The sequence below is a fragment of the Gardnerella sp. DNF01157 genome (assembly GCF_049244225.1).
Lineage (GTDB): Bacteria > Actinomycetota > Actinomycetes > Actinomycetales > Bifidobacteriaceae > Bifidobacterium > Bifidobacterium leopoldii.
This window is the reverse complement of the sequence record NZ_CP058388.1, coordinates 1199173-1218880: the sequence shown is the minus strand read 5'-3', so window position 1 is coordinate 1218880 and position 19708 is coordinate 1199173. Positions and strand designations below refer to the sequence as shown.

General features: G+C 43.9%; 17 protein-coding genes. 10 read left to right on the top strand and 7 right to left on the bottom strand.

Translation table 11 applies throughout. From position 1 onward, the window contains the following. Positions 1-9: 9 nt before the first annotated feature. The 7 genes from fni (at position 10) to rsmD (ending at position 9914) form a co-directional block, all read left to right on the top strand. Positions 10-2373 (top strand): type 2 isopentenyl-diphosphate Delta-isomerase, encoded by a 2364-nt coding sequence (gene fni, locus HXT38_RS04595; RefSeq protein WP_174143440.1) that lies wholly within the window; start codon positions 10-12, stop codon positions 2371-2373. Between the two features lie 127 nt (positions 2374-2500). After that, a complete protein-coding gene (rpmB, locus tag HXT38_RS04590) occupies positions 2501-2695 on the top strand; it encodes a 50S ribosomal protein L28 (protein ID WP_004105392.1) in 195 nt (64 codons plus the stop codon). 91 nt (positions 2696-2786) lie between these two features. Further along, positions 2787-5225 carry a DEAD/DEAH box helicase gene (locus tag HXT38_RS04585; RefSeq protein ID WP_174143441.1) on the top strand — a complete coding sequence of 813 codons (2439 nt, stop codon included), beginning with the start codon at positions 2787-2789 and terminating at the stop codon, positions 5223-5225. A 289-nt stretch (positions 5226-5514) separates the two neighbouring features. Then, entirely contained in the window at positions 5515-6663 is a 1149-nt protein-coding gene (locus HXT38_RS04580; protein WP_064340538.1) for a PfkB family carbohydrate kinase, read from the top strand. A gap of 72 nt (positions 6664-6735) precedes the next feature. Further along, a complete protein-coding gene (locus HXT38_RS04575) occupies positions 6736-7674 on the top strand; it encodes a nucleoside hydrolase (protein WP_032842335.1) in 939 nt (312 codons plus the stop codon). A 60-nt stretch (positions 7675-7734) separates the two neighbouring features. After that, positions 7735-9168 carry an MFS transporter gene (locus HXT38_RS04570; protein ID WP_421791738.1) on the top strand — a complete coding sequence of 478 codons (1434 nt, stop codon included), beginning with the start codon at positions 7735-7737 and terminating at the stop codon, positions 9166-9168. A gap of 161 nt (positions 9169-9329) precedes the next feature. Next, on the top strand, positions 9330-9914 hold the full coding sequence (gene rsmD / locus HXT38_RS04565; RefSeq protein WP_421789172.1) for a 16S rRNA (guanine(966)-N(2))-methyltransferase RsmD: 585 nt from the start codon (positions 9330-9332) through the stop codon (positions 9912-9914). A gap of 154 nt (positions 9915-10068) precedes the next feature. Here rsmD and trmD read toward each other — a convergent pair whose 3' ends face one another. The 7 genes from trmD to cysS all read right to left on the bottom strand — a co-directional run bounded on the left by trmD (position 10069) and on the right by cysS (position 16937). Next, positions 10069-10953, bottom strand: coding sequence for a tRNA (guanosine(37)-N1)-methyltransferase TrmD (gene trmD, locus HXT38_RS04560; RefSeq protein ID WP_180946754.1), 885 nt, complete (start codon positions 10951-10953; stop codon positions 10069-10071). A 40-nt stretch (positions 10954-10993) separates the two neighbouring features. Beyond that, entirely contained in the window at positions 10994-11593 is a 600-nt protein-coding gene (gene rimM / locus HXT38_RS04555; RefSeq protein WP_421792043.1) for a ribosome maturation factor RimM, read from the bottom strand. Position 11594: 1 nt separating this feature from the next. Then, complete coding sequence (locus tag HXT38_RS04550) at positions 11595-11828, bottom strand: RNA-binding protein (protein WP_004105376.1); 234 nt, start codon at positions 11826-11828, stop codon at positions 11595-11597. A gap of 2 nt (positions 11829-11830) precedes the next feature. Next, on the bottom strand, positions 11831-12292 hold the full coding sequence (rpsP, locus tag HXT38_RS04545; protein WP_004574047.1) for a 30S ribosomal protein S16: 462 nt from the start codon (positions 12290-12292) through the stop codon (positions 11831-11833). A gap of 116 nt (positions 12293-12408) precedes the next feature. Next, positions 12409-13557, bottom strand: a complete 1149-nt coding sequence (locus tag HXT38_RS04540) for an endonuclease/exonuclease/phosphatase family protein (RefSeq protein ID WP_004105370.1) — start codon at positions 13555-13557, stop codon at positions 12409-12411. Further along, on the bottom strand, positions 13554-15224 hold the full coding sequence (ffh, locus tag HXT38_RS04535) for a signal recognition particle protein (RefSeq protein WP_004105368.1): 1671 nt from the start codon (positions 15222-15224) through the stop codon (positions 13554-13556). Before ffh ends, HXT38_RS04540 begins: the two co-directional genes overlap by 4 nt. Before the next feature lie 75 nt (positions 15225-15299). Beyond that, entirely contained in the window at positions 15300-16937 is a 1638-nt protein-coding gene (gene cysS, locus HXT38_RS04530; RefSeq protein ID WP_004105366.1) for a cysteine--tRNA ligase, read from the bottom strand. 193 nt (positions 16938-17130) lie between these two features. Here cysS and HXT38_RS04525 point away from each other — a divergent pair, with 193 nt between their 5' ends. From HXT38_RS04525 to coaD, 3 genes are all read left to right on the top strand, one after another. After that, positions 17131-18468, top strand: coding sequence for a nicotinate phosphoribosyltransferase (locus tag HXT38_RS04525; protein WP_004105363.1), 1338 nt, complete (start codon positions 17131-17133; stop codon positions 18466-18468). 233 nt (positions 18469-18701) lie between these two features. Beyond that, positions 18702-19031: a DUF3039 domain-containing protein gene (locus HXT38_RS04520; RefSeq protein WP_004105359.1), complete on the top strand. Its 330-nt coding sequence runs from the start codon at positions 18702-18704 to the stop codon at positions 19029-19031. Positions 19032-19158: 127 nt separating this feature from the next. Further along, positions 19159-19707, top strand: a complete 549-nt coding sequence (gene coaD, locus HXT38_RS04515; protein WP_032835291.1) for a pantetheine-phosphate adenylyltransferase — start codon at positions 19159-19161, stop codon at positions 19705-19707. Position 19708 lies beyond the last annotated feature (1 nt).

Sequence of the window (19708 nt, the reverse complement as noted above, 5' to 3'; positions counted from 1 at the left end):
GCGGATAATATGACTCAAGTGCGCTCTAGTGCCCCAGGAAAGCTTTATATTGCGGGCGAGTATGCTGTTGTTGACGGCTGTGCTGCAATTGTTGCTGCTGTTAATCGTTATGTGACGGTTAGTGTAAGTGATGAAACTTTAAACGAAGAGTTACGCGAAAATTTGCAGAAAAATGCGCCTAGTAGCAGAAATTATTGTGGTGTGATTACCTCAGATGGCGAAAAATATAAACCGCTTCTTTGGTCGCGTGCATCCGACGGAAGTATTGAAATACAAAACGACGGAAAATATGCTTATGTGCTCGCTGCAATGTGCGTAGTCGACGCTTATGCTAGTGAGGAATGTGCGCCAAATATTAACCGAAAAAGTTACAATGTGCATATTTCTAGCGAACTTGATGACGCAAAAACCGGTAGAAAATACGGTCTTGGATCTTCTGCTGCGGTAACTGTTGCGGTTATTCGCGCGTTGTGCAAATGGTATGATTTGAATCTTTCGACTCCAGAAATTTGCAAGTTAGCGTTAATTGCGTCGTCGAGTGTTAAAAAATCCGGAAGCGGTGGAGACGTTGCTGCCAGCTCTTATGGCGGTTGGATTATGTATCGCGCGTATAACCGCGAGTGGCTTGAAGCTGAGCTTACGCTAGTAAAATCCGGATGCTCTGATTTCGGTGAGTTGTTGCACAAAAAGTGGTCGCGACTGGAAGTTAAGCGTTTAAATGTAGATAAGTCGCTAAAACTTTTAGTCGGCTGGACTGGTTCTCCTGCGTCTAGCGCAAAGCTAGTAAGTAGCGTAGAAAGTAGCGTTAAAACTAGTACGGAAAGTAGCGTTGAAAGTAACGCTGAAAATAACGTTGAAAGTAGCGTCGAAACTAGTGCTTTTGACAAAAAAATTAAATCTTTCACTTACGAAGATTTTTGCAAAGAAAGTGAGATTTGCGTGCAAAAACTTGCGCGCGCAATTGAAAAGTTTGAAATAAGCGAAATCTATAGCGGTTTTGCTCAAAATCGTGCGTTGTTGCAAAAATTAAGTGCTCTTACTGGAACTGTTATCGAAACGCGTGAACTTACAAAATTTATTGAAATTGCGACTTGTGCCGGTATTCCTGCAAAAACTAGCGGTGCAGGCGGAGGAGATTGCGCAATTGCGCTGTCGACAATTTATGACAATAATGTAATTGAAACTATGAAATCTACTTGGGAAGCCAATGGAATAAAGCCATTGAATATTGATGTTACGGAAATTTTTGGAACTGGTAAGCCTTCTGAAAATATTGTATTAGACGCGTTTGCTAAGCGTAACGAGCTTAATATGCAATCTGCTCAATCTTGCATAATACAAAACCGAAAAGACGCGCATATTGCGCTTGCGGACAAGCAGTATAAAACTCGTGCAGATTCAGATTTTGACAAAGTGCGTTTTGTGCCGAATGCTTTGCCGCAAGTCGCGCTTGAAGAAATTGACGCTAGCGTGAGCGTGCTAGGAAGCGAAGTATGCGATTCTGTGCATTGGTGCTCGCCGATATATATTAACGCAATGACAGGCGGAAGTGATGCTGCTAAAAAAGTGAATGCAAGTCTTGCTAGAGTTGCTGCAAAAAATTCTGTTGCTATGGCGAGTGGATCTTTGAGTGCTGCTCTTCGAGACGAAACTTTACTCAGCACTTTCAGTGTCATAAGAAGCGAAAATCCACACGGATTTGTGATGGCAAATGTTAGCGCTGGAACTAGCGCGTCTGATGCATTGCGTGCTGTAAACATGATTCATGCGAATGCGTTACAAGTGCATTTAAATGCTGCACAAGAGTTGGTTATGCAAGAAGGCGATCGCGATTTTCGAAATTGGTTGCGCAATATTGAGTCTATTGTCAGTGCGTGTGAAGCTCTAAAAGTGCCTGTGATTGTGAAGGAAACTGGATGCGGAATTTCTGCTAAAGATGTTCAGCGTCTTAAAGATGTTGGAGTGCGCACTGTAGATGTTTCTGGTCGTGGTGGAACTAATTTTGTAACAATAGAGAATGCTCGCAGGAACTTAGGCGACTGTGATTATTTGGCTGATTGGGGTCTTACTACTGTTGAGTCGCTGGTTGACATACGCAAGTGTGATTCGTTAAAAAATATGGAAGTTTTCGCAAGTGGAGGAGTTCGCACGCCTTTGGATGTTGTGCGCGCGTTGGCTTTGGGTGCTTCTGCAGTTGGTGTCGCTGGCGAGTTTTTGCATACGCTTATGCATGAAGGTGAGGACGCGCTTTCTTTGCAAATTGATAACTGGAAGAAGCAAATTAGGGTGATTATGGCGCTTCTTGGATGCAAGACAGTTAAGGATTTACAAGAAAAGACTGAGTTTGTGCGTGCGGATTGTCTTGGTAAGTGATATACTTGTGTAGTTGTGCGTTCAAGCGTGCTTATTTGTTTATGCAATGTGCGTAAGTAATTTGCGTAAGTAGTTCGTGTGTTTGAATGACGCAAGACTTGCAAGTCAAAGAAAATAGGAGTCCATTATGGCAGCTCGTTGCGCAGTATGTGGCAAGGGACCGCAGACCGGTTTCAGCGTTTCACATTCGCACATTCGCAATAAGCGCACCTTCCGCCCGAACCTTCAGCCGGTTCGCACCACCATTGATGGCGAAAACGTTCGCCTTCGTGTGTGCGTAAAATGCATTAAGGCAGGCAAGGTTCAGCGCGTTGAGGCGTGAATCGCGTGTTAAATGTAAGGCCCTGAGCAGTGCTCGGGGCTTTTTTGTATTTGCATATTTTTTCGCGCGCACGTTATATTCCTGATTGCGGATGATTTATAATCGAAATATGCTAAATACGCCCACGAACTCAGCCAAAATGCATACTTCGCTTTCTGCGATAATCAGCAATAAGCGACGCGTTTCTGCATTAAAATCTTTGGGCATAGTCACAGTTGAAGACGCGTTAACTTACTACCCGTTTAGAGTTACAAGTCCACTGAGAATTGCGAACTTAAAAGATGTAAAAATTGGCGAAGAAGTGGCTTTCTATGCGCAAGTTCAGTCAATTAACGTTGTGCCTATGAACGCTCGTCGCGGTTTTAGAATCGAAATTAACGTTTTGCAAGATATGCAAGCAGTAGCTCAACTTATTTATTTTTCTAAAAATCGTCAATACGCTCAGTGGCTTTCTGCAAAGATGCATGTTGACGAAATGGTTGTTGTTGGCGGCACGTCTAGTGCTTTTAATGGTAAATTGCAATTTACGCATCCTCAAATTTTAACCGTATCTGCTGTAGAAGAAAGCGATAGCTTACATCAATCTCGCGATACTGTAAGAAGTGTGGAAGATGGTTTGGCGCGTATGAGTGCTCCTATGCCCGTGTATCATGCAAATTCGCGAATCTCTAGTGAGCATATTCACGAAACTATACTTTCTATACTTTCTGCACTTTCTAAAGATTCTGAAGATTTCGCAGCTTCCGCAGCTTCCGCAGATTCTAAAGATTCCGCAACTTGCACTACTGAATCCCTGCAAATCCCAAACATTACGCCTGAATCAGTGCTAAAAAAACGTAACCTCATGACTAGAGCGTCAGCAATATACTCAATTCATAATCCGCAATCAGTTGACGAATTTTACAAAGCTGTTGACTCGTTGCGCTATGAAGAAGCTTTTATTTCCCAAGTAGCTGTATTGCGATCTCGTGAAGATTCTAAAGATAATCAAGCAAAATCCTGTAATAATTCTCTTATAAGAAATGAATTTGTGGAAAGTTTGCCGTTTGAGCTTACTGCAGGTCAAAAAGATGTAATTGATGAGATTGTACGTGACATGCGTGAGCGCCATCCGATGCGTCGCTTGCTTCAAGGTGAAGTTGGTTCCGGAAAAACAGTTGTTGCGCTCGCTGCAATGCTTGAGGCAGTTGGATCAGGATATCAGGCTGTGCTTGTGGCTCCTACTCAAGTTCTGGCGTCTCAACATGCCGAAAATTTGCGCCAAATGATTGCGCGCGCGAATCTAAAAGTGCCTGTAATCGTAGTAACTGGCGGCATGAGACTTGCGGATCGCAGACGTGCGCTAGCGAGTGTTGCAAGTGGGGAGCCTTCGCTTATTGTTGCAACTCATGCAGCGTTCTCGTCGACTTTTAAGCCGACTAATTTAGCTTTGGTAATTATTGATGAGCAACATCGTTTTGGTGTTGAGCAGCGCGATGTTTTGTTACGCAAAATGAGTGTAGATCCGCATGATAGTGCTGAAAAGTCTTTTACACCGCATCTTTTAGTAATGACTGCAACGCCTATTCCGCGCTCTGCTGCTATGACGTGGTTCGGTGATTTGGATGCTTCATATTTAACTGAATTGCCTGGAGGCAGAAAACCTATTCGCACTTTTGTTGTACAAGAATCGGATGCGAATACTATGGCGAGAATGTTTGCGCATATTCGTGCTCGCATTGATGCAGGTGAGCGTGCGTATGTTGTTTGCGCGCATATTGATGATGATTTTAATGAGGATTCTGGTAGGGATTCTGGTAGGGATTCTGGTAGTGCTTCTGCTAGGGATTTTGATAGCGATGAATCTGAAGGTTTTGAAGATGTTTCGCAATCTGTGCAATCTAATCAATCTGAAGAAAATAGCGCAGATTCTTTGCGTAAACTTCACACAGTTAACGGCATTTTGAAGCGGCTTTCAGCTTTGCCGCAATTTAAAGGCGTTACTTTTGCTAAGCTTACTGGTCGCGACGATGATGCTACAAAACGCGAAACGATGGAACATTTTGCACGCGGAGATGTGCAAGTTCTTGTTGCTACAACGGTTATTGAGGTCGGTGTTGATGTGCCTCAAGCGAGTTGCATTGTGATTTTTGACGCGGATCGTTTTGGCCTTGCACAATTGCATCAGTTGCGTGGACGTGTTGGGCGTGGTGGCACGAATTCTTGGGCATTTTTGGTTGCGCAAACTGAGGATGGAAGTCTTGCTCAAGAACGTTTGCAAGTTGTTGAAAATTCGCTAGATGGTGCCGTAATTGCTAAAAAAGATTTGGAATTGCGCAATGTTGGCGATGTTCTTGGCGATAAGCAGTCGGGTGGTCGCTCGAGTTTGAAGATTTTGCGAGTTGTTAAGGATGCAAAGATTATCGCTATGGCTCGTGAAGATGCGTTGGAGACTTTGCAAAAAGACGCTCATCTTGTTTCGTTGCCGTATCTTGCAGGTGCAGTGCTTGATTTTACGAGAGGCGGAAGTACGCAAATCGTAAGCAATTAAAATTCTAAAGTTCTGAATTTGCTCGCAAAATATCTTATAAAATTAAAATATTGTATGAATAAAATATCCTATAAAGAAAAGTATAAAGAAAAAATTATTGCATATTTATGCACTTAATTTAGTAAAAAATACTGTAAGAAACTATTTTTAATTGATAATTAATATCAACTTTTGTTAGATATAATATAAAAAAACAACAAAATTACATAAATTTACGTGCATATTATGAGAATTGTGAATATCCTAGATAGTAGGCATCATTTGTAATCACAATAGAGATGAGGCGACAATGACTGAACGCGAACAACAAATCTTGACTTGGATTCAACAAAACCCGATGATTAGCCAGCAGGAACTTGCAAATCTCGCAGGAATTACTCGTTCAGGTGTGGCCGCTCATATTTCCAATTTAATTCGCAAAGGCTATTTACGAGGTAAGGGATATATTGTTACTCCTCCAAGTTATGTGACTGTTGTTGGCGGAATTAGCATGGATGTTCTTGGCATTGCTTGCGGAGATTTGATGGATTACACGTCTAATGCCTCCCACGTGCGCTACATGCTAGGCGGTGTTGGAAGGAATATTGCAGTTGCGTTGGAGCGTCTTAATATTCGCACAAGCATGGTTTCTGTCTACGGTGGCGATCACAACGGAGAACTTTTCCGCATTGATGCTGCTGCAAACGGCTTAGATATCGGTTATGCGAAGCAACTTCCTGAGTCGATGACTGCTTCGTACATGTATGTTGGTGACGCTTCTGGTCAGCGTTTGCTTGCTTTAGACGATATGAGTATTTACGATCACATGACTCCTGATTTTTTGCGTGAGCGTATGTCTATTATTGAAAATGCTGATATTTTGGTGTTGGATACTAATATTCCGCAAAAGTCAATTGAGTGGCTATGTGACCGTTATCGCCGTCCTATTGTTGTTCGTGCAGTTACGGATGCAAAAGCTCCTCGAGTGCTTTCTAGATTGTCTCGTATTGACACTCTTATTTTAGATACTGCTGAATCGCAGGCTTTAACTGGCATTAATGCTGTTGACGAGCGTTCTGCAATTCGCTGTGCGAATGTGCTTTTAAAGCGTGGAGTAAAACGTGTATTTGTAAATGCCGGTCGCGCAGGAGTTGCTTATGGTGTTGCAGATGAGGGAGTGTCGTTCTATCCTGTCCCAGTCAAGCGCGTCCAGAGAATGATGCTAACTCGCGGAAATAGCAATGCTGGTGTTAAAGCAGTCGGCAACGACAACGGTTCTAGCGATGCTGCTACTGCGGCGCTTATTTACGCGCGATATAACGAATTTGATTCTTCAAAAACTGGCAGATTTGCGGTTGCTGCTGCAGCTTTGAATACTGAATCTATGCAGCCTGTACATGAGTCGTTTAATCCAGAACTTATTTCTCAACGCATGACGAATATTCATGAGCATGCTTAATTTTGCGTTCTTATGCGAAGTGCATTCGTCACGATTTGCTTCCAAAATACATGTGTTTATGAAGGAGTTAGTATGACTTCCATCATCCTAGATTGTGACCCTGGTCATGACGATGCGATGGCAATTTTATTAGCTGTTGGCAATCCTAGTATCGATTTGCTCGGCGTAACTACGGTTGGTGGAAATCAAAGCCTAGAAAAAGTAACATACAATGCTCGAGCAACTCTAGAAATAGCTCATGCAACTAATATTCCAGTTCATGCCGGATGCGACCGTCCTATGGTTCGTCCTCTAAAAGTTGCTGCTGCTGTTCATGGAGAAACAGGATTAGACGGAGCAAATATTCCAGTGCCAACTAAACCTTTGGATAAAGGGCATGCTGTTAACTGGATTATTGACACAATTATGAGCCATGAGCCTGGCACGATTACGCTTGTACCAACCGGACCTCTTACGAATATCGCTATGGCTGTGCGATTGGAACCTAGAATTGTCAGCCGCGTTAAAGAAGTAGTTCTTATGGGTGGTGGCTATCATAGCGGCAATTGTAGTGCTGTTGCTGAGTTTAATATTAAGACAGATCCTGAAGCTGCGCATGTTGTGATTAATGAAAATTGGCGAGTTACGATGGTTGGCTTAGACTTAACTCACCAAGCTTTGTGCACTTTAGAGATACAGAAGAAAATTAATTCTATTGGAACGCCTGTTTCTAAATTTGCTTGCGATCTTATGGATTACTTCCGTAAAGCTTATAAGAATAATCAAGATTTTGTTGATCCTCCAGTGCATGATCCTTGCACAGTCGCTTATTTGATCGATAAAAGTGTTATTAGCACAAGGCGTTGCCCACTTGATGTTGAAATAAACAGTGACTTAACTCTTGGCATGACCGTTGCAGATTTGCGTGGTACTGAACCTTCTGAAGAAGAATGCCATACGCAAGTTGCTACAAAACTTGATTTCGATAAATTCTGGAATTTGATTATAGATGCGATTAAGCGCATTGGATGATTGTTGGTGACTTTTGAATGACGTTTGAATGACTTTACGTAATTAAGCGGAGGTTAGATTATGGCTGAGGTTGAATCTCCAACATTTTCTACGCGTATGCTAGATAAGGGTGGACGTTCCGTTTTGGCGTTAATGGTGGCGTTTCTTGCTGCTATCTTTGCGTTCCAGCTAAACGTTTCTATGCTTTCGCCAGTATTGACGACGATGTCAAAAGAACTTCATACTACAGATACTCAAATCGCTTTAACGCAAACAATATTCTTTACTGCTGCAGCATTATTTTCGCTATTTTTGCCGCGATTGTCTGATCTAATTGGGCGTAAAAAAGTACTTTCCGGAATTCTTATCTCAACTCTTTTTGGAAGCATTATTTCTGCGCTAGCTCAAGACGTTAATATGCTTATGCTTGGGCATATTTTGCAAGGTGCTTCCGGTCCTGTATTGCCAATGTGCTTAATTATGTTGCGCGTGCGCGTACAGCAAGAAAAAAGTTACGCAAAGTTGATGGCAATATTAAGTTCCGTAAATGGCGGTATTGCTGGATTTGATGCTTTATTAGGTGGTTGGCTTGCCAGTAAATACGGATTCCGTTCTGTTTTCTGGATTATGGCTTCAATCGCAGCTATTGCTGTTATTATGATTATTGTTTTAGCTGATGAATCTCGCTCGGATGCTACTAGCAGAATGGATTGGCTAGGAGTTGTAACGCTCGGAATTGCGTTTCTTGCAATATATCTTTCTATTAATGAACTTAGTAATAAACTAGCTAAATCTAACTGGCTTATGGTGCTTATTCTTGTGCTTGTTGCTGTGCTGTTTTTCGCAATATTCTGGAAAATCGAAGTTTTAAGCGCGGCTCCGCTGGTTTCTACAACATATATGAAGCAGCGTCGTACATGGGGTTTGCTTTTGTGCACTTTATTGACAATGACTGGCGTGTTTGCTTTGATAAATGGCGTTGTGATAAAGCTTGCTAACGATAGTAAGTTTGGTGCAAATATTGGCACAAATATGGTAAGTTTCGTAACTCTTACTCCTTACGCAATTATTGGGCTATTGTTTGGCACTATTTCGGGCGTGCTTGCTGCAAATTACGGGTACAGGCTTGTGTTGCGTATTGGAATTGCGTTTAGCATGATTTGTGTTGCTTTTGGTGTGTATGTTGCTTATATGCCGTCTGCTTGGGCTTTGGTGCTGTTTTCAGTGTGGGTAGGTGTGAGCTATTCTGGCATGGCAAATATTATGCTTAATGGCTTAGGTATTGTGCTTTCTCCAAAAGATAATCCGGGATACTTGCCGGGTATGAATGCTGGAGCTTTTAATTTGGGAGCCGGCTTAAGTTTTGCAATTTTGTATGCTGTGATGACGAATGTTGCGTCTTTAAGTGGCGTAACATGCGGATACGCTGCTGCGATGGTTGCCGGCGTCGTTTTGCTCGCTTTTGCGCTTGCTTGCTCGTTCTTAATTCCAGATCCTAAGGCTGCGGATAAGTAATATTGTAAAGTTTCTGCCGTTTTTTGGCGCGCAAACGGCTTTTCCTTTACACAGCTGCACAGTTTCTGCCGTTTTTTGGCGCGTAGCCGACCGAAACTTTACACGCGCGTAAAGTTTCTGCCGCCACGTGCGTGTCTGCAGGTTCCAGCTAAGCTATAAGTATGCACATTATTGCTGGACGTTTTAAATCTTTGCCGCTTACTTCAGCGCAGTCGTGTACAAGACCTACTACAGATCGCACAAAAGAAGCGATATTTTCTAGGCTCGATTCGTGGGATGTTATGTACAATGCGCGCGTACTTGATCTATTTGCTGGCACGGGAGCACTCGGAGTTGAAGCGCTATCTCGTGGCGCGCGTGAGCTTGTTTCTGTTGAAGCAAATTCGCAAGCAGCTGCGCTTATACTTCGTACGTCGAAAGCGTTGCAGAGTTCAAAGGCTTGGGATTCTGCGCTTTCTATGAGGGTTCTTCGAAAGCGCGCGGAGCAGTTCGTTGCGGATTATAGTGGGGAAGCGTTTGACTTGGTTTTTATTGATCCGCCTTATGCTTACGAAACTGCGGATTGCGAAAGTTTATTGGCTTCGATGATTGCGAGCGGAGTTGTGAGCGTTTCTGCAGATACGTTGATTGTGTTGGAGCGTAGCGCGCGAAGTGTTTTGCCGACTATGCCTGAGGGCTGGGAGCTGTTTGATACGCGTAATTACGGAGAAACTTCCGTGTTGTTTATTCAGCCTTCTCGCGACTAATTTATTTTTCGGCTTCGTTACAATCTGTTTTCGCACTCAGGCTGTGGCGCGAGTTTTGGGGGATTTCTCTCCTCGCAGGCGCGACGACCTGCTTTCGCGCAGCATTGTGCGTGCGGCAGCAATACTGTTGCCGGAGTATTTCTGGCTTTTGTTGCTAGAGTAAGTTTTTGCGCGGATGATCGCCAGAAACTTCCCATCCGAGCGACATAAGTGTTTTTCGATCCGCCTTATCTATCTTGTGGCAGTCCAATTTTTCAATCAAATCAGGTCGAATTTCGCTTGTGCGAGATATAGCTTCATCTCGACGAAAACGATCAACTTTAGCGTGATTTCCGGAAGTGAGTATTTCCGGAACGCTTATACCTCGCCAAGTAGTTGGACGCGTGTATTGATGGTGTTCCAAAAGTGCGTCCGATCCTGTGTACGACTCTTCAACAATCGACTCAGGGTTTCCCATAAACCCAGGGATTAAGCGTGTAATTGCCTCAAGCATAACGCTTACTGCAACTTCTCCGCCATTTAGCACGTAATCGCCAATTGAATACTCGCGTACGTCAATTCCTTGCGCGCGGTAATATTCTGGAATCCTAGCGTCGTAGCCTTCGTATCTGCCGCATCCAAACACCAAATGATTTGCGTTGCTTAATTCCGTTGCGTCTTTTTGCGTAAATAGTGGGGCAGAAGGGTTCGGGAATATAAGGATTGGTTTAGTTGAGTCTATTTTATTAGGCGCGATTTTTGCTTCTTCGCAACTATCACACGTATCGCAACTATCGCACGTATCACACGTATTTTTTACTTCAGATTTTGGCAAGTTAAGCAGCTCGTCTAAGCATTCCGCCCAAACTTCAGGCTTCATAACCATGCCAGCGCCACCGCCAACCGGCGTGTCATCAACCGATTGATGCACATCGTGAGTCCATTTGCGTAAATTGTATGCGCGAATTTGCAATAAACCATTATTTTGCGCTTTGCCTAACAAACTTAGGTCTAGCATGCGAAAATATTCTGGGAATACGGAAATAATATCGATGTCCATCATAAGGCACTCTACTACGAAAACTACAAAACTACGAAAACTACAAAAGCCCCGGAATTAAACCGCCAGGAGGATCAATAGTCAAATACCCGTTTGCAACATCAACTTCCGGCACAATAGCTTCAACAAATGGCACGAGCGCTGTTTTATTCTCTTCGTCAATCGGATGATCTAAACGGATTTTCAGTAACGATTGCGCGCCGTCGAGCACATCCACGACTTTTCCAATAACTTTAGGAGTAAGCCCAAGCTGATTTTCTTCGCACAAACGCGCTTGCAAACCGACCAAATCCTTAATATACCAAGCATTTTCAGCAGCAAGCTCTTGCGCATCTTCTGCATGCACATACAATTCAGTGCCATTAAGTGCTTCCGCATCGTTGCGATTTTGTGATTCTTCGAATAGTAAAATCCAACGATTTTTGAACGTTCTTGCGTTCTCAATAACGAACTCGTGCTCGCCGTTTGCAGTGCACAATATATTTCCAGGCTCAAAACGTTCATAAGGCTCATCTGTAAAAATTTGTACAGTGACTTCACCTTTTAAACCTTGGGCTTTACCGATACGACAAACCCTCAGCAGGTCATTACGACTTTGCTGAGGGTTGTCAAAAGATTGTTGGTCTAATGCCACGTTCATCTCACTTACGTACGTCCATAATGTCAACGCGCACATTGTGGTTGCTCAAAGCTTGCACAACAATGCGAATTGCATTAGCGGTACGACCATTGCGTCCAATAACGCGACCGATATCTTCAGGATTCACGCGTACTCGAAGCAATTCGCCGCGAGCATTTTCGTGAGAACGTACCGACACGTCATCTGGAAAATCTACGATGTTCTTAATGAGATGTTCAACAGCTTGAGCCAGCATGATTACTCAGCCTTTTCCTCGGCTTCGGCAGCTTCAGCTGGGGCTTCTTCGGCTTCGTTTGCAGCGGCTTCAGCTGCAGCCTTAGCCTTAGCAGCGGCTTCAGACTTAGCGGCCTTCAGCTTCTGAGCTTCAGCTTCAACAGCTTCAACGCGAGCCTGTGCGTCTGGGCCAGCTTCAGAAGTCTTCAACGTGCCTTCAGCGCCGTCGAGACCCTTGAACTTCTGCCAGTCGCCAGTAATCTTCAAGAGCTTCAACACTGGTTCGGTTGGCTGCGCGCCAACGCCAAGCCAGTACTGTGCGCGCTCAGAATCAATCTGAATCATAGATGGCTGCTTGTTTGGATCGTAAACGCCGATCTCTTCGATGGACTGACCGTTGCGCTTGTTGCGTGAATCAGAAATGACTACACGGTAGAAGGCATAGAACTTCTTGCCCAATCGCTTAAGACGAATCTTGGTTGCCAAAATGGCTCTCCTTATAACTAGAGTCGTGGAATTTCGTTCGGGTGTGGGGCACTCCTTGCGAGCTTCCACATGTTCCTCACGTGATCGGGAAGAGGGCGCCGATTCACGCGAATAACTCATCCATTATGCCTGCGCGCTTGGACGTTTTTATCTAGTGATTGTAGGTCGATTGCTGCGATGTAGGCTAGGTGATCAGTGCCGTCAACAACTACATTCTTTTGCCATAGTGCGTTAGATTTACAGTTTTTTGCGCAAAATAGCACATGGTCAAGTGTAAGATTTGGCCACTTAAGCCATGTAGGCCATGTGCGTAGACGCTTTCCAAGCGAAAGTGCAACGTCTGTAAATCCGTATTTCAAAAGCGAGCGAAAGCTTGGGTGGTCGACTGTGGAATTAAGATCGCCAGTAACAATAGTAAGAGTTGCTAAATCGCAAGTTTTCGAAGTGGATTCGTCAACGCAATAAGTAGAATCAATAGTCGCAAGTGCGCGAATTCCATTACTCCAAGCAGCACACCCACGCATCGGTGACTTTGGATGTGCAGAAGCAAATTTCACTACAACTTTTTCAGTTGCACCAAAATCCAAGCAAGTTGTAACGCGTGGCACGCTTGCAGCTTCAATTTTTACGGAATTATTGCAAGTAGAAATCGCGGAATATTGCGTAAAAATAGCGTTGAATCCGCCGTTATTATGCTCACTTTGCGCACCTACGCACGAAGTTGGGAAAATTTCGTATATTCCAAGTTTCTCAAGATTTTTTACTAAAGACTCGCTTAATTCTTGTAAAAGTAACGTATTTACGTGATATTTTTTCGTTATTTCTATTATTTCGGATGCGCTCGCTTTTCCGTATCTGCAATTAAGAGTCATCACGCGTATTTCTTGATGCCGTTTCTTGCAGCTTTTGCGCGACGACCTGCTTTCGTGCAACCTACGTAATTTTGCAAACCAGTACGGCGTATGCGACTTAAGCGAAATCAAAAATAGCACAGCGTACGCAATACATAAATATCCGTAAGATTTCGCGTAAGATTGCGCTAAATTAAGCGATTTCGTCACTTTTTCTGCGCAGCATGTATACAGCAAAAAACCGCCAAAATTACACAAAAACAGTGCTCCCATAACGTAAGTTGCAAGTGGAAGCAGCGCAATAATATACGGAAGTGGGTTATATTTATCCGCACCTGTTGGCAGCCAACGCATCAACTGCCACAAAAGAAGCGGCACAAATATAACCCACAAAAACGCCAATACTAAAATCATCGACCGAATAAGCCAGCTAATCCGCCGCCAAAGTTAGGTGGCAGTTGATTATCTTGATTTGCATCTTCGGAATTCATAAGTTCCTTAAGTCCTTCAGGAAGATTCTGAAGATTTGGTTGCTGCGGCTTTGCAAAAGCAGAACCTGCAACATCGTCGCTAGTAGATTCGCCAGAAAGACGCTCACGCAACGCGCGCTCTTCAGCTTCCCTGCGCATTGGATTTCCGGACTTTCCGCCCTTCTTCTTGCCTTTCTTGTCTTTGCGCTTCGACTTACTGCCGGCTCCACCGAAGCCAGGAATTCCGCCCATGCCAGGCATTCCAGCGCCTCCGCTCATTCGCTTCATCATTTTTGCAGCCTGCTCGAAACGTTGCAAAAGTGCATTAACTTGCGAAACGCTCACACCTGAACCAGCAGCAATTCTCGCGCGGCGAGATCCGTCAATAATCTTTGTATTTCTACGCTCTTGAGGAGTCATAGAGCGAATAATTGCCTCAGTTCGGTCAATTTCCTTATCGTCAAACTGCTCAAGCTCCTGACGGTGAGCTGCCATTCCAGGCATCATGCCCAAAAGCTTCTTCATTGAGCCAAGCTTACGAACTTGCTGAAGCTGCTCCAAAAAATCATCCAAACCAAAGCTGCCTTCAGCTATTTTTGCAGCAGCCTTGCGCGATTCTTCTTCGTCGAACTGCTTCTGTGCGTGCTCAATAAGCGTCAAAATATCGCCCATATCGAGTATGCGTGAAGCCATTCGATCAGGATGGAAGATTTCAAAATCCTTCAAACCTTCACCTGTAGAAGCAAACAAAATCGGCTTTCCAGTAACGCTTGCAACCGAAAGTGCAGCACCGCCTCGAGCGTCGCCATCAAGCTTAGAAAGCACAACGCCAGTAAAGTTCACGCCATCGTTAAAAGCTTGAGCAGTGCGAACAGCATCCTGACCAATCATTGCATCAATAACAAACAGCACTTCTTGCGGTTGCACGGCATCGCGAATATTGCGTGCCTGCTTCATAAGCTCTTCGTCAACACCCAAACGACCTGCGGTATCAATAATCACAGTGTCATACATTTTTTCGCGCGCATAATTAATAGAATCGCGCGCAACTTTAACAGGGTCGCCTTTAGTGAACCATGGCAAAGAAATCGCGCTTCCACCTGTTTGCACACCCTTTTCTGGAGCAAATACAGGAACTCCTGCGCGCTCGCCAACAACTTGCAGCTGTGTGACTGCATTAGGTCGTTGCAAATCTGCTGCTACAAGCAAAGGAGTATGACCTGCATCCTTTAGCCAGTAGCCTAGCTTTCCAGCAAGCGTAGTTTTACCTGCACCTTGCAAACCTGCAAGCATAATTACAGTTGGAGGGTACTTCGCAAAATTAAGCTGCCTATCTACACCTGCGCCCAATACTTGCGTAAGCTCGTCGTTTACAATTTTCACAACTTGCTGAGCTGGATTTAAAGCGTGCGAAACTTCCTCACCAAGAGCGCGCTCGCGAATTCGAGCAGTGAATGAGCGTACTACTTCCAACGCAACGTCTGCATCGAGAAGTGCGCGACGAATCTCGCGAATTGTGCCGTCAATATCGGATTCTGATAGCTTGCCTTTGCTGCGCAAATGCTTAAAAGCATTGGAAAGGCGGTCTGTTAACGAACTAAATGCTGCCATAGTTTTCCATTCTACCTGTTGTTGCTAACGTAACTTTAGTGCAATTGCTAACTAATACTTTTGCGTTACTTTCGTTTATTGCAAATGCCAAGATGATCCTTGCGAAGTATCGACAATTACAATTCCTGCGTTATTTAACGCGTCGCGAATAGCATCTGCAGTAGCAAAATCCTTTGCTTTTCTAGCATCTGCTCTAGCTTTAAGTTGCAAAGTAATTAAAGAGTCCAAAGCTGAGTATTCTTTGCTTTCCTTGCCATTTGAGCCTTCTGCAGACGATTGATTATCGTTCGAAGCCCACGTTTTTGCGTAAGGATCCAAGCCCAAAGTATCTAACATAGCTCGCACTTGCAAAACAGCGAGATATATGAGCTTTTGTACGCTTTCGCTTTGTGCTTGTGAAGAATCTTTGCTGCAGTCGTCAATAAGAGCATTTCCTTGACGAATTGTAGTAAATATTTCTGCGATTGCGCCAGAAACGTTAATGTCATCGTTCATAGCGCGAGTAAAATCTTCTGGAAGCTCGTCTGCGTTAACAGAGTGCACTTCTTCGCAAGTTGGCTTCTTGTCAAGCAATCTGCCAGCTCTCTCAAGGAAGTTCATAATGCGATCGTAAGCCGATTTTGACTCCACCAAAGCTTGGTCGGACCACTCCAGCATTGCACGATATTGCACTGCTCCCAAAGCATAACGCACAACCCAAGCCGAATTATTTGCCAAAACTACTGGTACGGAAAGTCCATTTCCTAAGGATTTGGACATTTTTTCACCTTTTGCGGTAACCCATGCTGAATGCATCCACACATCAGCGCTTTCCCAGCCAGCAGCACGCGTTTGTGCCATTTCGTTTTCGTGGTGAGGGAAACGCAAATCCAGGCCGCCTCCGTGAATATCGAAATCGTCTCCAAGATATCGATGGCTCATAGCAGAGCATTCAATATGCCAACCAGGGCGTCCTTCACCAAAAGGAGTTTTCCAGCGCGCATCCGGCTGATCGAAATCGCAAGGTGCTTTCCAAAGTGCGAAATCCCTAGGATCATGTTTGTCTGGTGAAGCATCTGCAGGATCTGTTGGATTGTAAATATCGTTTTCAGCAGCGTCTACGCTTGGACCCTTTGCGTCTGCAATAGCTGCGGCTTCGTCTGCGCAAGTTTCATTTTGGTTCTGATTTTGGTGTGTTAATTCGCCGTAATGCTCCCAACTTGGCACGTCAAAATAAACATTTCCAGTAGGATTTCCGTCGCTGTCATTAATAACATATGCGTGACCGCGCTCAATCAAACGCTCAATCAGCTCAACCATGTCTGTAATATGACCTGTTGCGCGCGGCTCAACTGTTGGCGCAAGTACCCCTAAAGTATTGTAGGATTTTGTAAATTCGCGCTCGTAAATATATGCTCGTTCCCACCAATTTTGCCCTGATTCATTGGCTTTTTTCATAATTTTGTCGTCAATATCTGTGACGTTTCTAACAAACGTGACTTTGTAGCCTAAACGTAGCATCCAGCGACGGATTATATCGAATGCGATCGCTGCGCGAATATGACCAATATGCGGAGAACTTTGCACTGTGGCGCCGCACACGTACATGCCTACTTGACCAGGCTTTTTAGGTACGAAAGTGTTCGTTGAATGTGAAGCCGTGTTGTATAAGTGCAGGTTTTCTGCGGCTTTAGTAACTTTTGCAGTCTCTTCGTTCAAACTCTTATTAAGCATAATTGCTATTATAAATGCTTCTTTATACTCAGAGTGACTTTGAGAAGTTGCATTTCGTGCGTCGGCTCTTTAGTTAGCGATACAATTATTGCGATTTGGTTTTAGATTTAGCTTTAGTAATCCAATTAGATTCATATCTATTACTTATCTATTACCTAGCTGTTTTTATTTTGTTCGTTACGAAAGGAATATCATGGCTGAGATTTCATCTGCTCTTATGACGGACATGTATGAATACACTATGCTCGACGCTGCTCTTAAAGACGGCACCGCAAATCGCAAGTGCGTTTTTGAAATTTTTACGCGCCACTTGCCTCAAGGCCGTCGTTACGGAGTTGTTGCTGGCATGGGCCGCATTTTGGAAGAGTTGCAAAAATTCCATCTTTCGGAAGATGATTTACGTTTCTTAAGTGATCGCAAAATTGTTAGTACAGAAACCATTGAATGGCTGAAAAATTTCCGATTCCGCGGTAAAATTTCCGGTTATCGCGAGGGTGAGATGTTCTTCCCTAACTCGCCAATTTTGCAAGTAGAAGGCACTTTCGGCGAGTGCACTTTGCTCGAAACTCTTCTGCTTTCCGTTCTCAATTACGATTGTGCTGTGGCGTCTGCTGCAGCTCGCATGGTTTCTGCTTCCGCAGGACGTCCTTGCATGGATATGGGCGGCCGCCGCACGAACGAATATTCTGCAGTTGCCGCATCTCGTGCAGCAGTAATTGGCGGTTTTAAAGGTACTGCAAATCTGTTAGCTGCAAAACTTTACGGTTTAAAGGCAATCGGAACTGCAGCTCACTGCTTCACTCTTGTTCACGACACTGAGCGTGACGCTTTCACTTCTCAAATTGCAGCTCTTGGCAAAGGCACTACGCTTCTTGTTGACACTTATAATATTGAGGAAGCTGTAAAGACAGCCGTGGAAGTTGCAGGTCCAGATCTTGGCGGAATTCGTATTGATTCTGGAGATTTGTGCGCTCTGGCTCGTCGCGTTAGGAATCAGCTCGACGAGTTGGGTGCTAAAAACACAAAGATTACAGTTACGAACGATTTGGACGAGTATGCTCTTGCTTCCTTACAAAATGCGCCTGTGGATTCTTACGGCATCGGCACAATGCTTGTAACCGGCTCCGGCGCTCCAACTTGCGCAATGGTTTATAAGCTTACTGAGCGTGAGGGTGCAGATGGTGTAATGCAGCCTGTTGCTAAGCGTTCTAAGAATAAAGCGACTGTGCCTGGACGTAAATTGGCGTATCGTTCATACGATTACAGCAACGATTCTTGCGGTGTAGCTGATTGCGAACGCGTGATTTCCGGTTCGGAAGTTGCGCTCGCTCAGTTTAAGCCTAAGGATTCGTGGGAGAATCTGCTAGTTGATTACATGGTCGACGGTGAAGCTGACGAACAGTTTATGGGTCACGATGCGATTATGCGTGCCCAGGATTATTGCGCTTCTGCTTTGCGTCGACTGCCTTTGGCTGCGCAAAGTTTGATGCGCGGAGACCCTGCAATACCAACAGAAATTCAAGTACTGTAGAAGTACTGTAAATTGATTTTTTTAAAACTAAACTTTACTAAATAACTAAATAAGATTCGCAAAAGGATCGCAAATAATTTTCGCAAATAATTCATGCGTAAAGATTAGCGTTTCCGACAGCTTTTTGAGTGTTTGTTGCGATAATGCTTTATGCTTGGTTTTGCGAATAAAATTCAATTAAATTTTAGTGCGCTACGAAATTCGTTACACAATGCGTTACGAAAGGATGCGAGATGTTTTCATCTTTAGAAGCAGATAATGCGTTAGATGCTGTTATGGAATCTGGTTCGCAATCCACAGATCCAGACTCTGGTTCCGGCACAAGCACTTCTGTTCTAGAACGTCCAGAAGTTGACGAAGATGCTCGTCTAGATGATGGTGGTAATGCAGATCGTTTTGCGCACTATGTGTCAAAAGACAAAATTGAAGAGTCGCGCTTAACTGGTCGACCAGTAGTAGCTTTGTGCGGTAAAGTGTGGATTCCTCGACACGAAGCAAATGACTACCCAGTTTGCCCTGAATGCAAGCGCATATACGAGGAATTAGGAAAGTTTAATTTTTAAGTAATTATGTTGCGTATTTAAGCAATTTATATTAAATATCAGCGTTACTTCTATCTTTAACGATAAAAGTAACGCTATTTTATTAATATATTTTTGTTCTGAGCGCAATGGGTGATAATCTAAGAGCATGACTATAGCTGTGTGCCCCGGCTCGTATGATCCAGTCACTGCCGGCCATTTAGACGTAATACAACGTTGTACGCATCTATTTGATGAAGTACATGTGCTAGTTGCGGTAAATGCTGCAAAGACTCCGTTATTTCCTGAATCTGAGCGCGTAAAAATTATTCAAGAAGCAATAAATAATTTGCCGCAAGCTCAGAATAGTTTCAATCGCAATTGCAAAATAGTAGTAACTTCAACAGCTGGTTTGATTACTGATTACTGTACAAAAGTTGGTGCTACAGTAATCGTAAAAGGCTTACGTCAAAACGGTGATTATGAGGCAGAACTTGGAATGGCGCTAGTGAACCGCAAATTAGCAGGTATCGAAACGCTTTTTCTGCCTGCTGATCCTGTGCTTGAGCATGTTTCAAGCTCTGTGGTTAAAGATGTTGCTCGTCATGGGGGAAATGTTACTGGCATGGTTCCAGATAACGTAATACCCTTATTAAAAAAGCTTTTTAATGAACAATCATTAGGCGTAGATAATAATTCATCTATGCTGAACAATTGAA

What these genes read in the sequence shown, in the direction of transcription:
- fni (WP_174143440.1), top strand. Translation starts at nt 10, where the DNA reads ATGACTCAAGTGCGCTCTAGTGCCCCAGGAAAGCTTTATATTGCGGGC.
- HXT38_RS04570 (WP_421791738.1), top strand. Translation starts at nt 7,735, where the DNA reads ATGGCTGAGGTTGAATCTCCAACATTTTCTACGCGTATGCTAGATAAG.
- rsmD (WP_421789172.1), top strand. Translation starts at nt 9,330, where the DNA reads ATGCACATTATTGCTGGACGTTTTAAATCTTTGCCGCTTACTTCAGCG.
- HXT38_RS04580 (WP_064340538.1), top strand. Translation starts at nt 5,515, where the DNA reads ATGACTGAACGCGAACAACAAATCTTGACTTGGATTCAACAAAACCCG.
- rimM (WP_421792043.1), bottom strand. Translation starts at nt 11,593, where the DNA reads ATGAACGTGGCATTAGACCAACAATCTTTTGACAACCCTCAGCAAAGT.
- coaD (WP_032835291.1), top strand. Translation starts at nt 19,159, where the DNA reads ATGACTATAGCTGTGTGCCCCGGCTCGTATGATCCAGTCACTGCCGGC.
- HXT38_RS04520 (WP_004105359.1), top strand. Translation starts at nt 18,702, where the DNA reads ATGTTTTCATCTTTAGAAGCAGATAATGCGTTAGATGCTGTTATGGAA.
- HXT38_RS04525 (WP_004105363.1), top strand. Translation starts at nt 17,131, where the DNA reads ATGGCTGAGATTTCATCTGCTCTTATGACGGACATGTATGAATACACT.
- HXT38_RS04575 (WP_032842335.1), top strand. Translation starts at nt 6,736, where the DNA reads ATGACTTCCATCATCCTAGATTGTGACCCTGGTCATGACGATGCGATG.
- HXT38_RS04585 (WP_174143441.1), top strand. Translation starts at nt 2,787, where the DNA reads ATGATTTATAATCGAAATATGCTAAATACGCCCACGAACTCAGCCAAA.
- rpmB (WP_004105392.1), top strand. Translation starts at nt 2,501, where the DNA reads ATGGCAGCTCGTTGCGCAGTATGTGGCAAGGGACCGCAGACCGGTTTC.
- trmD (WP_180946754.1), bottom strand. Translation starts at nt 10,953, where the DNA reads ATGGACATCGATATTATTTCCGTATTCCCAGAATATTTTCGCATGCTA.
- ffh (WP_004105368.1), bottom strand. Translation starts at nt 15,224, where the DNA reads ATGGCAGCATTTAGTTCGTTAACAGACCGCCTTTCCAATGCTTTTAAG.
- HXT38_RS04550 (WP_004105376.1), bottom strand. Translation starts at nt 11,828, where the DNA reads ATGCTGGCTCAAGCTGTTGAACATCTCATTAAGAACATCGTAGATTTT.
- HXT38_RS04540 (WP_004105370.1), bottom strand. Translation starts at nt 13,557, where the DNA reads ATGATTTTAGTATTGGCGTTTTTGTGGGTTATATTTGTGCCGCTTCTT.
- cysS (WP_004105366.1), bottom strand. Translation starts at nt 16,937, where the DNA reads ATGCTTAATAAGAGTTTGAACGAAGAGACTGCAAAAGTTACTAAAGCC.